The organism is Vineibacter terrae (assembly GCF_008039615.1).
Lineage (GTDB): Bacteria > Pseudomonadota > Alphaproteobacteria > Reyranellales > Reyranellaceae > Vineibacter > Vineibacter terrae.
The window spans coordinates 177883-191244 of record NZ_VDUZ01000006.1; the positions used below are offsets into that span (position 1 = coordinate 177883).

Sequence of the window (13362 nt, forward strand, 5' to 3'; positions counted from 1 at the left end):
GCTCCGGGTTTCTGTCGGTTTCTGTCAATTTCTGTCGATCCACAAGATGGTGCTCAGGTCATTGATAGAAGGGGCAAAATGAGTTTCTGTCGTTTCTGTCACAGCCGGCCGTCACCGCGCTTCTGCCATCCGTCGCGCGTCTGGGGCAGCTTCTTGCCGAGGATGGCGCCGGCGACCACTGTGCGCAGCACCTCGGCGGTGCCGCCGCCGATGGTGAACATGCGCACGTCGCGCGCCATGCGCTCCAGCGGCAGGTCGCGCGAGTAGCCGCGGGCACCGAAGAGCTGCAGCGCGTCGTTGACGGTCTGGATCGCGGCCTCGGCGGTGAAGATCTTGGCCTGAGCGGCCATCAGCATGTCGGGGAAGCCGGCCTCGCCGCTGCGGGCGGCCTTGTAGACCAGCGCCTGCGAGGCGGCGAGCCGGATCGACATGTCGGCGAGCTTCCACTGCAGGCCCTGGAACTCGTTGATCGGCCGGCCGAACTGCTCGCGCTTCTCCGACCAGTCGAGCGCCAGCTGGTAGGCGCCCCAGGCGACGCCCAGCGCTACCGTGGCAGCCCCGACGCGCTGGCTGTTGTAGGCGTTCATGAGGTCGGCGAAGCCCTTCTTCAGGCCGCGCGGCGGCACCACCAGGGCCGACGGCGGCAGCTCCATGTCCTCGAACGCGATCTCGGCCTCGGGGATGCCGCGCAATCCCATGGTGGGCTCGCGGCGCACGATGCTGAGCCCCGGCGTCTCGTCGCGGATTGCCAGGAAGCCGCCGATGCCCTCGTCGTTGCCCTGGGCGTCGAACACGCGCGCGAAGATCAGGTGCAGGCGCGACACGCCGCCGCCGGTGATCCAGTGCTTGCGGCCGTTCACCACGAAGCGGTTGCCGCGGCGGTCGGCGCGCGTGGTCATGGCATTGGCGTCGGAGCCGGCGCCGGGCTCGGTGATGCAGATCGCGGGCTTGTCGCCGGACAGGACGAGGTCGGCGGCCAGCCGCTTCTGCTCCTGCGAGCCATAGGCCATCACGGCGCTGATGGCACCCATGTTGGTCTCGACCGCGATGCGGCCGGTGACGGCGCAGGCGGCCGACAGCGCCTCGATCACCAGCACGGCGTCGAGCCAGCTTTTGCCCTGGCCGCCGTATTGCGCGGGAATGGTCATGCCCAGCAGGCCCGCATCCTTGAGCAAGTCGACGTTGTCCCAGGGATACTGCTCGCTGCGGTCGACCTCGGCGGCGCGGGCCGCGATCGGTCCGCTGGCCAGCGCGCGGGCGCGGGCCTGCAAGGATTTCTGGTCGGGGCTGAGGTCAAGCGGCATGGGGCCCTCTGCGGATCGTGCGAAACCGACTATGATGGCAGCGGATGGTTCAGTGAAGAGCCGCGCTGGCGACGGCTGGGACCGCGCCGCTCCAGCGGCGCTCAGGGTCGCGTGGCAAGAGAAGAGCGTCGCTGGAGCGACGCGGTCCCAGCCGTCACCAGGAAGAGCGTCATCCGCTCGAGCAAGGAGGGGCACATGCGCACGAGGCTGTGGCTCACCACCATCTTGCTGGCCGGCACCACCGGCATCGGCGTTGCCTTGGCCGGCGGGTCGAACTACGGCGTCACGCCCGGCAGCCGGGTGCAGATCGACGGCCGCATCCAGGAGTGGAGCATCCCCAACGCGCTGGGCGCGCGCGATCCGGCGATCGGGCCGGACGGCAACATCTACTTCGTCATGCAGCGCGGCGATGCCATCGGCCGCTTCAACCCGGCAACCTATCGCTTCGATACATGGAAGGTGCCGGAAGGCGCGCATCCGCACGGCAACCTGGTGGCGCTGGACGGCCGGGTCTGGGCCACGGGCAACGCCAACGGCACCTTGCTCGAGCTCGATCCGGCCACGGGCGTGGTCAAGGCGCACCCGGTTGGTGGCGATCCGCACACGATCATCACCGACAATGCCGGCACGTTGTGGTTCACCAAGGCGGTCGCCGACCAGATCGGGCGCTTCGAGGTCGCCACCGGCAAGCTTGTCGAGTTCAAGTCCCGCGGCCTGCCTTATGGCCTGGCGCTGGCGCCTGACGGCGCGGTCTGGTTCTGCCAGCTCAATGGCGACCGACTGGGCCGTCTCGATCCCAGGAGCGGCAGGATCACCGAGCTGGAGACCGGCCGCGGCTCGGGGCCGCGCCGGATGTCGGCGGCGCCCGACGGCACGCTGTGGGTGGCGCTTTACGGGTCGAACAAGGCCGTGCAGGTCGATCCGACGGCGATGAAGATCGTGCGTGAGGTCGCGCTGCCGGCCGGTGCGACAGGGGGTGCCTACGCGATCAATGTCGATGGCGGCGGCGTGGTGTGGGTGAACGAGTTCAACGCCGATACCATCGTGCGGATCGATCCCAGGAGCGACCAGCTGCGGGTCTTCACCGTGCCGACCAAGGGCGCCGCGATCCGCAAGATGACGATCGATGCGCAGGGCCGCCTTTGGTACATCGGCGCGTCAAGCGGCAAGATCGGGGTCGTGGAGTAGCATCTTCACCTCTCCCGCGTGCGGGAGAGGTCGTCGGGCGCGACAGCGCCCGGCGGGTGAGGGGCTACACACGAGGCGCCTCGTCCTTGGGCCCTCACCCTCCCATCGTGCTGCGCACGATGGGCCCCTCCCTCTCCCGCAAGCGGGAGAGGGGATGTATTACGCCGCAACGACGGCGGGGCGGGGGGCGACGGCGTAGATCACGGCCGGCTCGGCGCGGCCGCGCACGCTTACCGTGCCGATGTTGCGGAAGGCGAAGCGGTCCTGGCAGCGCTGGCGCGTGGCCTCCGACACCAGGATGCGGGTGCCATGGGTCTTGTTCAGCTCCTGCAGGCGCGCGGCGGTGTTCACCGGGTCGCCCAGCAGGGTATAGCTCAGCCGGTCGCCGGCGCCGACGGTGCCGCCGATCACCAGGCCGGTGTTGATGCCGATGCGCGTGCCGAAGCCGACTCCGTTGGCGAAGGTGCGGCCCGACACCAGCTTGTCGATCTCCAGCGCCGTGGCGACGGCTGACGCGGCGTGGTCGTCGTTGGCCAGCGGCAGGTTGAAGCTCACCAGCAGGCCGTCGCCGATGAAGTTGTTGACGACGCCGCCGTGGCGCTGGATCGGCTCCAGCACCAGCTCGAGGTATTCGTTGATGGCCTTCACCAGGGTTTCGGCCGGCAGCCGCTCGGCGATGCCGGTGAAGCCGTCGATGTCGGTGAACAGCACGGTGGCGTCACGTGCCTCGGCCTGGATGCGGCTGTCGCCGGCGGTCTGCTGGATCAGCGCGTTGGCCACGCTCTCGCTGACATACTTGCCGAACGTCAAGCGGATGCGCTCGCGATCGCGCAGGCCCTCAACCATGCGGTTGAAGGTGTTGGTGAGCTGGCCGATCTCGTCATTGGACGTTACCGGCACGCGTACCGCGAGATCACCTTCGGCCACCTTGGACATGCCGCGTGTGAGCAGCGCGACGGGGCGCAGGAGGCTGCGGACGACGAAGAAGATGGCCACCGCCATGGCGAACAGCGAGTCGGCGACGTCGACCAGCACCTCGGTGCGCAGCTTGTCGCTGTCGTAGCTGTAGATGTCGACGATGATCGCCAGCAACGGCGCGATCGCGATCACCAGCAGCGCGACGCCGAGCTTGCGCGCGTAGCTGCCGTAATAGAGCTCCAGGTTGCGGCCGAAATGCCGGAACAGGAAGACGCACAGCTTGGCAAGATAGTCGCTGGCGAGAAAGTACGTGTAGGTGAAGAAGAACAGGGTGACGACGACGATCGTGGTGATGCCGTCGGCCAAAGGCGGCCAGGGAAACGCCGCCGATTCGGCCGGCAGGAACCACGGCGCGTACATGCGGAAGATCCACAGCGGCAGGATCAGCAGCGCCACGTTGCGCGCCGCGATGATCGGCAGCTGCGTCAGGCGGCGCTGAATGTCCTTGAAGACGCCTTCGCCGCGCAGGAAGCGATCGATCGGGGCGAAGAGATCACGCGCCAGGATGAAGTTTGCCACCAGCAGCAGCAGCGCGCCCGAGATCATGTTGCGGGGGAACACGCGCCAGGCGTCGGCCACGAGACAGTACAAGGTCGTCATCGCCGCATCGACGACGAACACGGACGAGATCATCAGATAGAAGCGGCGGCGGATGCCGGCGATCTCGGCTGGGGGCGGCGCGGTACTCATGCGGCTACAATAATCACCTCGGGGCCGGGTGTCTCGGCATGCAGGCGCTCAACCTCTGCGGCACGATGCTCCAGCACGGCCCGCTGGTTGATGTAGCCCTTGTCGGTGATCTCGTTGCTGTCGATGCCGGGCGGGGTCGCCAGCAGCAGCGCGCGGGCGATGCGCAGGGAGCTGCCGGATTGCGCGCGGTTGTGCACGGCCAGTCCGTCGGCCAGATGGCGGCGCAGCTCCGGCCGCGCGATCAGCTCGGCAAGCGCGGCGCCGGGCGGCGCGTCCGGGCAGAGCGTGGCGCAGCCAGCCGGGTTGGGGAACACCAGCAGCCCGATCTCGTGCCGGTCCTGGCCGGTGACGACGCAGTCCTGGATCAGCGGCGCCGCGGCGGCGATGGCGGCGACCCGCAGCGCGCCGACATGGACCCAGGTGCCCGACGTGAGCTTGAAATCCTCGGCGACGCGGCCGTCGAAGACGATGCCGTGCGCCGGCGCGGCGTCGTCGCGCAGGCGGCCGGCATCGCCGATGCGGTAGAAGCCGTCATCGTCGAAGGCCTCGCGCGTGCGCGCCGGATCGCGCCAGTAGCCGGGCGTCACGTTGGGCCCGCGCACGCGCAGCTCCAGCTTGCTGGCGTTGGGCGTGAGCAGGATGTCGGTGCCGGGGATCGGCAGGCCGATGATGCCGGCATTGTCGATACGCCAGTGCACGGCGGTGGCGCAGGGCGCCGTCTCGGTCGAGCCCCAGGCCGAGACCATGGCCACGCGCCGGCCGGTGGCCGCGACGCTCAGCGCCTCGAGCCGCTCCCACAGATGCTGCGGCAGCGCGGCGCCGGCGTAGAGCACGAGATCGAGCCGGCTGAAGAAATGATCACGCAGGGCGGCGTCGCGCTCGAGGTAGGGGATCACCATGTCGAAGCCGCGCGGCACGTTGAAGTAGATCGTCGGCGCCACGTCACGCAGGTTGGCGATGGTGCGCTCGATCAGGACAGGCGCCGGCTTGCCCTCGTCGATGACATAGGTGCCGCCGTGGAACAGGATCATGTTGAAGTCGTGGTTGCCGGCGAAGGTGTGGTTCCACGGCAGCCAGTCGAGCAGCACGGGCGGCCGGCTGTTGCCCAGGAAGCGATAGACCTGCGCCAGCGCCTGCTGGTTCGAGCACATCATGCGATGGGTGTTGATCACGCCCTTGGGCAGGCCGGTGGAGCCCGAGGTGAACAGGATCTTGGCGATGGTGTCGGGCGTCAGCGCGGCGAACGCCGCATCGAGAGCGGAATCGGGCGGGGTCGCGAGCAGGTCGGCCAGCATCGTGACGGCGAGGCCGGCGGGCGGGTTGCGGCCGACCACGACCTCGACACCGTCGAGCAGGCCTGCGGCGCGCAGCGCCGCCAGCGCCTTGGCATAGGCCATGCCGTCGTCGACGAAGATCAACCGCGGCGTCAGCAGGCGCACGACATGCAGCAGCTTGCCGAAGTCCTGCGACATCAGGGAATAGGCGGTCGAAACAGGCGCCACCGGCACGCCGGCCTCCATCGCGGCCAGCGCCAGCTGGGCATGGTCGATGCCGTTGCCCGACAGGATCGACACCGGCCGCTCGATCGAGCAGCCGCGCGCCAGCAGCGCGGTGCCCAGGCTGCGCACGCCGCGGGCGACGTCGGCGTATGTGGCACGCCGCCAGCTGCCGTCGGCGGCGCGCTCGGCCAGGAACACGCGCTCGCCTGCGTCGCGCGCCTGCCGGCGCAGCATGTCAGGGACCGAGCGCGGCGGCTCGGCCAGCGCCACCGGCGAGCGCAGCAGCAGGCTGCCGTCGGGTCGGCGCTCGACCGCGACCGCGGGCGGCAGGAGATCGATCTCGGCAAAGGGCGCCGCCAGCACGGCGGCGCGATCCGGCAACGACATGTCCTGCCCTCGCTCCTTCCCTTGGCCGGGCCGCGCCGCTCCAGCGGCGCTCACGATCCGGCGCTGCGCGCCGGTGCGTCGCTGGAGCGACGCGGCCCGGCCATAATCACAAGCCCAGATACGCCTGACGCACGCCGTCGTTGTCGAGCAGCTCCGGGCCGGTGCCGCTGAGCACGATGCGGCCGTTCTCCAGCACATAGGCGCGGTTGGCCAGCTTCAGCGATGCCATCACGTTCTGCTCGACCAGCAGGATGGTGAGGCCATCGGCGTGCAGCTGGCGCACCACGCGGAACACCTCCTGCGTCATCGCCGGCGACAGGCCCAGCGACGGCTCGTCGAGCATGATCAGTTTGGGCTGGCCCATCAGGCAGCGGCCGATGGCCAGCATCTGCTGCTCGCCGCCCGACAGCGTGCCGGCAGCCTGCCGGCGCCGCTCGGCCAGGCGGGGAAAGAGGCCGAAGACCCGCTCCAAGGTCGCCTTCTCCTGGGCCCGTGCGCGGCGCGGCGCGGCGCCCATCTCCAGGTTCTCCAGCACCGAGAGGTTGGGGAACACCTGGCGGCCTTCCGCCACCTGCCCGATGCCGCGCTCGACCACTTGATGGCTGGGCTGGCCGGCGATGTCGATGCCCTCGAAGGTAATACGGCCGGCTGACGGGCGGTGCATGCCGTGGATGGTGCGGATCAGCGAGCTCTTGCCGGCGCCATTGGCGCCCACGATCACCACGATCTCGCGTGCCTGGGCATGCAGCGAGACGCCGGCCAGCGCCTGGGCGTCGCCGTAGTGCAGGTCGAGGCCGGACACGTCGAGCATGTCAGCGCATCCTCCCCACGCAGTGGGGAGGTGCCCCGAAGGGGCGGAGGGGAGCCGACGTGGTCCTCGCAATCAGCATCACGTCGCCTCCCCCTCCGGCCTCCGGCCACCTCCCCCGCTGCGCGGGGGAGAAGAGGCATCTTCCTGCCCCAGATACACCTCGAGCACGGCGGGATCGCGGGTGACGTCGTGCGGCGTGCCTTCGGCGATCTTCTCGCCGTGGTGCAGCACCACGATATGCTGGCTGAGCGCCATCACCGCGCGCATCACATGCTCGATCAGCAGGATGGTGATGCCGGTGCGGGCGTTGAGGTCCTTGAGGAACGCGACCATCTGGTCGGTCTCGGTCGGCCGCAGTCCGGCCATCACCTCGTCCAGCAGCAGCAGGCGCGGGCCGGTCGCCAGCGCCCGGGCCACCTCCAGGCGCTTGCGGTCGGGCAGGGTGAGGTTGGCGGCCAGCTTGGCGCGCCGGTCGTCCAGGCCGAGGTCGCGCAGCAGCCGGCGCGCGGCTTCGCGCGCCTCGGGCACATGCCGGGTGCGCGCCAGGGCGCCGATGGTGACATTGTCCTCGACCGTGAGTCCCATGAAGGGCTTCACGATCTGGAAGGTGCGGCCGATGCCCGATGCGCAGATCTGGTCCGGGCGCAGGCCCGCGATCGGGCGGTCGTCGAGCGCGATGGTGCCGCTGTCGGGCGCGAATACACCGGCGATCATGTTGAAGCAGGTGGTCTTGCCGGCGCCGTTGGGCCCGATCAGGGCATGGATGGCGCCGGCCGGCACGTCGAAGGTCACGTCGCTCACGGCGCGCAGGCCGCGGAAGCGCTTGCCGATGCTGCGCACCGCCAGATGGGCGCCGCTCACGGCCGGCCCTCCCCGGCATCGTCGGCCGGGCGCCGCTCGAAGCCCAGCCGCCGGGCGAGCCAGGGCCAGACGCCGTCGCGGCGGAACATCACGATCAGCAGCAGGGCGATGCCGTAGCCGATCTGCTTCAGCCCCGCGGCCTTGACGCCGTAGTCGTTGGCCAGGATCTCGGCCAGCGTCGTGAACAGGTCGCCGAGGCCCACCAGCAGGGCCGAGCCGAGGATCGGCCCGAACAGGGTGCCCAGCCCGCCGATGATCGGCGCCAGGGTGACCTCGATCGAGCGGCCCATGGCGAAGGCCGCCTCGGGGAACAGGCTCTTGTAGTAGAACGCCGACCACACGCCGCCGACCGCGGTCAGCCCGGCCGAGATCAGGACCGCCAGCATCTTGGTGCGCAGCACGGCGATGCCGGCCGCCTGCGCCGCCTCGGGGTCCTCGCGGACGGCGAGCCAATAGTGGCCCAGGCGGCTGGTCAGCAGGAAGCGGCAGAGCACGAAGGCGCCGGCCGCCAGCGCCAGGATCACGTAGTAGAACAGCAGCGGGCTGCCCTGCAGGTTGAAGGCGCTGCCGTCGGCCTCGACCTTGAGGAACAGCCCGCCCGAGCCGCCGACCCACGTGAAGTGGTCGAACAGGATGCGCGTGAACTCGGCGAAGGCGATGGTCAGGAGCGCGAAATAGACGCCGGCCAGCGAGAAGCGGAAGCCCAGGAAGCCGATCAGGCCGCCGGCCAGCATGGCGGCGGCCACGGCGATGAAGACGCCCAGCCACGGTCCGATGCCGAGATTGACGTAGAGCGCCGCCGCCACGTAGCCGCCCAGGCCGAGATAGAGCGCGTGGCCCAGCGACAGCTGGCCGGCGAAGCCCATCATGATGTTCCAGGCCTGGCCGATATACGAGAAGTACACCACCAGGATCAGGAGCGAGAGCCAGTAGTCGCCGGCCGGCGCCAGCCGCAGCAGGAACGGTGCCGCCAGGAGCAGCAGCAGCAGGCCGCCCAGCGCCAGCAGCGCGCGGCGCGGCACGTCTCCGGTCAGACGCTGCCAGAGGCTCTCGCTCATGAGCGGCGGGCGAGCAGCCCTTGCGGGCGCAGCAGCAGCACGAGGATCAAAAGGCCGAAGCTGAACACGCTCTTGAGCGAGGGCTGCAGCAGCACGCCGGCGACGGCCTCGGACACGCCGATCAGCAGCCCGCCGGCCAGCGCGCCCGACATGCTGCCCAGGCCGCCCACGATCACGATCACGAAGGCCAGCAGCGTGTAGTCGATGGCCAGGAAGGGATGCACCTGCACGATCAGCAGCATCAGGGCGCCGGCGGCACCGACGCAGGCGGCGCCGACGCCGAAGGTGAGCGCATAGAGCCGCTTGACGTCCAGGCCCACCACCAGGGCGCCGACATGGTTGTCGGCGGCGGCGCGGATCGCCTTGCCGGAACGGGTGCGGGTGAAGAAGAGCCACAGCAGGCCGGCGATCAGCAGGGCGACCAGGGCGGCGTAGACCCGAACCGCATCAAGCACCAGCGGGCCGACGTTGAAGGAGTCGAACATGTAGTCGACCTGCACGCCGTGGGTATCGGGGCCGAAGATCGCGAGGCAGGCGTTGACCAGCAGGATGGCCACCGCCAGCAGCAGCATGAACTGCATGTGCTCGGGCAGGCCGATGAAGGGATTGATCACGGTGCGCTGCAGGACGTAGCCGAACACGAACAGGGCGGCGGCGACGGCGGGCAGCGACACCAGCGGATCCAGCCCCAGCCGGTCGAACGCCAGCCAGGCCAGGTACATGCCCACCACCATCATCTCGCCATGCGCGAAGTTCACCACCCGCATGACGCCGAAGATGACCGACAGGCCCAGCGCCATCAGTCCGTAGACCATGCCGGTCAGCAGGCCCATGGCGACGGCCTGCAGCAGCGTGAGCACGAATTGTCCGGGATCAGCCGACATGGTCGGGCTGCTTAGCAGGGCCAAGGCGGGGAGGAAAGGCGAGTTTCCTCCCCAGCGCAGCTGGGGAGGTGCCCCGAAGGGGCGGAGGGGAGGCCACGTGGTTCATCTCACTGAGATCACGTCGGCTCCCCCTCCGCCCTTCGGGCACTTCCCCCAACGCGGGCGTCGGGGGAGGGAAGATCATCATGAGCGATGGTAGCCCAGGCTGGCGTCCAGCAGCTCGCGCGAATAGGGGTGCGCCGGCTTGCCGTGGCGCAGCGTGTCGATGGTCATCTCCTCGACGATGGTGCCGGCCTGCATCACCGCCAGCCGGTTGCACAGATGGGCCACCACGGCGAGGTTGTGGCTGACCAGGATCAGGGTCAGGTCGCGGGCCGCGCGCAAGCGGGCCAGCAGGTTCAGCACCTCGGCCTGGATCGAGACGTCGAGCGCCGAGGTGGGCTCGTCGAGCAGCAGGATGCCGGGCTCCAGGATCAGGGCGCGGGCGATGGCGACGCGCTGGCGCTGGCCGCCGGAGAGTTGGTGCGGATAGCGGAACCGGAAGCGCGACCCCAGGCCGACATCGTCCAGCGCCCGCGCGATGCGGCCCTCGGCGTCGTCCAGCCCGTGGATCGCGATCGGCTCGGCCAGCGCGCGGTCGACGGTATGGCGCGGGTGCAGCGAGCCGAACGGGTCCTGGAACACCATCTGGACCCGGCGGTGGAAGGCCTTGTCGCGAGCCGGGCCCACGGCCCGGCCGGCGACCTCGATGGCGCCGGTCCAGTGCCGGTTCAGCCCGCTCAGCACCCGCAGCAAGGTCGATTTGCCGCAGCCGGATTCGCCCACCAGCCCGAAGGTGTCGCCGGCGGCCACGTCGAACGACACGTCGCTCACGGCCCGGACCTGGCCGAAATGGACATCGAGATGGCGGACGCTGATCATGCGCGGCGCGCCAGCCAGGCCGGATCGCGCGTCAGCACCGGCAGGTCGCGGCCGGCGGTGTCGAGCGTGGGCAGGGCGGCCAGCAGTCCGCGCGTGTAGGGATGCGTGGCCGCATGCAGGGACGCCGCCGCCAGGGTCTCCATGATCTGGCCGCCATACATCACCAGCACGCGATCGCAGAACGAGGCCACGAGGTTGAGGTCGTGGCTGATGAACAGCAGGCCCATGCCGCGGCGGCTCACGAGGTCGTCGAGGATAGCCAGCACCTGCATGGATACCGTCACGTCCAGCGCCGAGGTCGGCTCGTCGGCGATCAGCAGGTCCGGCTCGGGGATCAGCATCATGGCGATCATCACGCGCTGGCCCATGCCGCCCGACACCTCGTGCGGGTACAGGTCATAGACGCGGCGCGGGTCGCGGATGCGCACGTCGGCCAGCATGTCGAGCGCGCGGCTGGTGGCCTCCCGGCGGCTGACGCGATGGTGGACGCGATAGGCCTCGGCGATCTGCCGGCCCACGGTCATGACCGGATTGAGCGAGAACTTGGGGTCCTGCATGATCATCGACACGCGCCGGCCGCGCACGCCGCGCATCGTCGAGACGTCGGCGCCGAGCAGGTCGAGGTCGCCCAGCGCCAGGCGGTCGGCGGTGACGGCCGCCGACGGCGGCAGCAGGCGCAGGACGGCGCGGCCGGTCACCGACTTGCCCGACCCCGATTCGCCCACGATGCCCAGCCGCTCGCGGCCGACATCGAAATCGATGCCGCGCACCGCCTCCACGATTCCGGTCGGCGTGGCGAAGCGCACCGCGAGATTGCGCACCGAGAGAAGCGGAGCGGGCGCCATCATGTCTGCTTCGGGTCGAGCACGTCGCGCAGCCCGTCGCCCAGCAGGTTGAAGCCGAGGCTGGCGACGAAGATGGCGATGCCGGGCATGGTGGCCACCCACCACTGCTCCAGGATGAAGCGCCGGCCGGTGGAGATCATGGCGCCCCATTCGGGCGACGGCGGCACGGCGCCCAGGCCCAGGAAGCCGAGGCCGGCGGCGGTGAGGATGATGCCCGACATGTCGAGCGTGACGCGCACGATCAGGGACGACAGGCACAGCGGCGCGACATGCGCGAAGATCAGGCGCAGGGCGGAGGCGCCCTGCAGGCGCGCGGCGGCGATGAAATCGGAACCGCGGATGGCCAGGGTCTCGGCGCGCGCGATGCGGGCATAGGCGGGCCAGGCCGTGAGCGCGATCGCGATGACGCCGTTCTCGATGCCCGGACCCAGCGCCGCCACGAAGGCCAGCGCCAGGATCAGGCGCGGGAAGGCCATGAAGATGTCGGTGACGCGCATCACGATGCGGTCGAACCAGCCGCCGACATAGCCGGCGGCGCAGCCCACCACGAGCCCGAACGGCGCCACCAGAACCACCACCGCGACCACCATGCCGAGCGTGATGCGGCTGCCGTGCACGATGCGTGAATAGATGTCGCGGCCCAGCTCGTCGGTGCCGAGCCAGTGCGTCGCGCCGGGCGGCTGCAGGCGGATGTCGAGGTTCTGGGCCGACGGGTCGTGCGTGGCCAGCAGCGGCGCGGCGATCGCGATCAGCGCCAGCAGCAGCGACACCGCCAGGCCGGCCACCGCCAGCCAGTTGTGGCGGAACGTCAGCCACTGCAGGTACAGCCGGCCCAGGCGGGCCTGGCGCCGCGACAGCGGCGTGTCGGCGATCAGCCAGGCGCGCAGGGCGGCGGCGCGGCTCATCGCGTCCTCGGATCGACCACGCGGTAGAGCAGGTCGCACAGCAGGTTGAGGCCGAGATAGACGGCCCCCACCACCAGGGTGGCGCCCAGCACGGCGTTCATGTCGGCATTGAGCAGCGAGATGGTGAGGTACTGCCCCAGGCCGGGCCAGGAGAAGATGGTCTCGGTCAGCACCGAGCCTTCGAGCAGCCCGGCGTAGGACAGCGCGATCACCGTGATCAGCGGCACCGCGATATTGCCGAAGGCGTGCCGCCAGATCACGCGCCGCTCGGACATGCCCTTGACCCGGGCCGTGGTGACGTATTCCTGGCGCAGCTGCTCGAGCATGAAGGCGCGGGTCATGCGCGCGATGTAGGCAAGCGAGAAGTAGGCCAGCACGCCAGCCGGCAGCAGGATGTGGCCCACCGCGTCGCGGAACACCTCCCATTCGCCCTGCAGGGCCGAATCGATCAGCAGCATGCCGGTGACGGGCGTGACAATGTCGTCGAAGGCGACATTGATGCGGCCGGGCCCTGGCACCAGGTCCAGCTTGGCGTAGAACACCAGCAGCCCGACCAGGCCCAGCACGAAGATCGGCACCGAGTGGCCGATCAGCGTCAGGAAGCGGATCGCCTGGTCGGTCTTGCTGCCCTGGCGCACGGCCGCCAGCACGCCGGCCGGCACGCCCAGCGCCACGCCCAGGATCGTGGCCAGCGTGGCCAGCTCCAGGGTCGCGGGGAAGAAGCGGGCGATGTCCTCCAGGACCGGCCGCGAGGTCATCACGGAACGCCCGAACTGGCCGGACAGGATGGCGCTGCAGTAGCGGAAGAACTGCTCGTAGAGCGGCCGGTCCAGGCCCAGCTCCAGCCGGGCACGCGCGTAGACATCGGCCGGCGCGCGGTCGCCGACAACCGCGATCACCGGGTCGATGGGCATCACGCGCCCGATCAGGAACGTCACCAGCAGCAGGCCGAAGAGCGTCAGCGGCAGCGTGACCAGCCAGCCGGCGAGCGCGCCGAAACGCGAGCGGGGCATGCGGATGCGCGCCCGCGC

General features: G+C 69.9%; 12 protein-coding genes. 1 reads left to right on the top strand and 11 read right to left on the bottom strand.

Annotated elements, in window-relative coordinates; genetic code table 11:
• Positions 1–98: 98 nt before the first annotated feature.
• Positions 99–1304, bottom strand: a complete 1206-nt coding sequence (acdA, locus tag FHP25_RS07555; protein ID WP_147846307.1) for a 3-sulfinopropanoyl-CoA desulfinase — start codon at positions 1302–1304, stop codon at positions 99–101.
• 195 nt (positions 1305–1499) lie between these two features.
• Between acdA and FHP25_RS07560 the strand changes: the two genes are divergently transcribed.
• Entirely contained in the window at positions 1500–2492 is a 993-nt protein-coding gene (locus tag FHP25_RS07560; protein ID WP_147846308.1) for a Vgb family protein, read from the top strand.
• Between the two features lie 159 nt (positions 2493–2651).
• Here the strand turns inward: FHP25_RS07560 and FHP25_RS07565 are convergent, their stop codons facing one another.
• The 10 genes from FHP25_RS07565 to FHP25_RS07610 form a co-directional block, all read right to left on the bottom strand.
• The gene (locus FHP25_RS07565; protein WP_147846309.1) at positions 2652–4160 is read right to left on the bottom strand and encodes an adenylate/guanylate cyclase domain-containing protein; all 1509 of its coding nucleotides are present in this window, start codon (positions 4158–4160) and stop codon (positions 2652–2654) included.
• On the bottom strand, positions 4157–6046 hold the full coding sequence (locus FHP25_RS07570) for a feruloyl-CoA synthase (protein ID WP_147846310.1): 1890 nt from the start codon (positions 6044–6046) through the stop codon (positions 4157–4159). Before FHP25_RS07570 ends, FHP25_RS07565 begins: the two co-directional genes overlap by 4 nt.
• 106 nt (positions 6047–6152) lie before the next feature.
• Positions 6153–6857: an ABC transporter ATP-binding protein gene (locus FHP25_RS07575; protein ID WP_147846311.1), complete on the bottom strand. Its 705-nt coding sequence runs from the start codon at positions 6855–6857 to the stop codon at positions 6153–6155.
• Positions 6858–6935: 78 nt separating this feature from the next.
• Complete coding sequence (locus FHP25_RS07580) at positions 6936–7718, bottom strand: ABC transporter ATP-binding protein (RefSeq protein WP_231712235.1); 783 nt, start codon at positions 7716–7718, stop codon at positions 6936–6938.
• The gene (locus FHP25_RS07585; protein WP_147846312.1) at positions 7715–8776 is read right to left on the bottom strand and encodes a branched-chain amino acid ABC transporter permease; all 1062 of its coding nucleotides are present in this window, start codon (positions 8774–8776) and stop codon (positions 7715–7717) included. The genes FHP25_RS07580 and FHP25_RS07585 overlap by 4 nt, the downstream gene beginning before the upstream one ends.
• Positions 8773–9660 carry a branched-chain amino acid ABC transporter permease gene (locus FHP25_RS07590; RefSeq protein WP_147846313.1) on the bottom strand — a complete coding sequence of 296 codons (888 nt, stop codon included), beginning with the start codon at positions 9658–9660 and terminating at the stop codon, positions 8773–8775. The genes FHP25_RS07585 and FHP25_RS07590 overlap by 4 nt, the downstream gene beginning before the upstream one ends.
• Positions 9661–9843: 183 nt before the next feature.
• A complete protein-coding gene (locus FHP25_RS07595) occupies positions 9844–10581 on the bottom strand; it encodes an ABC transporter ATP-binding protein (RefSeq protein WP_147846314.1) in 738 nt (245 codons plus the stop codon).
• On the bottom strand, positions 10578–11429 hold the full coding sequence (locus FHP25_RS07600) for an ABC transporter ATP-binding protein (protein WP_231712236.1): 852 nt from the start codon (positions 11427–11429) through the stop codon (positions 10578–10580). Before FHP25_RS07600 ends, FHP25_RS07595 begins: the two co-directional genes overlap by 4 nt.
• Positions 11426–12331: an ABC transporter permease gene (locus FHP25_RS07605; protein ID WP_147846315.1), complete on the bottom strand. Its 906-nt coding sequence runs from the start codon at positions 12329–12331 to the stop codon at positions 11426–11428. The genes FHP25_RS07600 and FHP25_RS07605 overlap by 4 nt, the downstream gene beginning before the upstream one ends.
• Complete coding sequence (locus FHP25_RS07610; RefSeq protein ID WP_147846316.1) at positions 12328–13344, bottom strand: ABC transporter permease; 1017 nt, start codon at positions 13342–13344, stop codon at positions 12328–12330. The genes FHP25_RS07605 and FHP25_RS07610 overlap by 4 nt, the downstream gene beginning before the upstream one ends.
• Positions 13345–13362 lie beyond the last annotated feature (18 nt).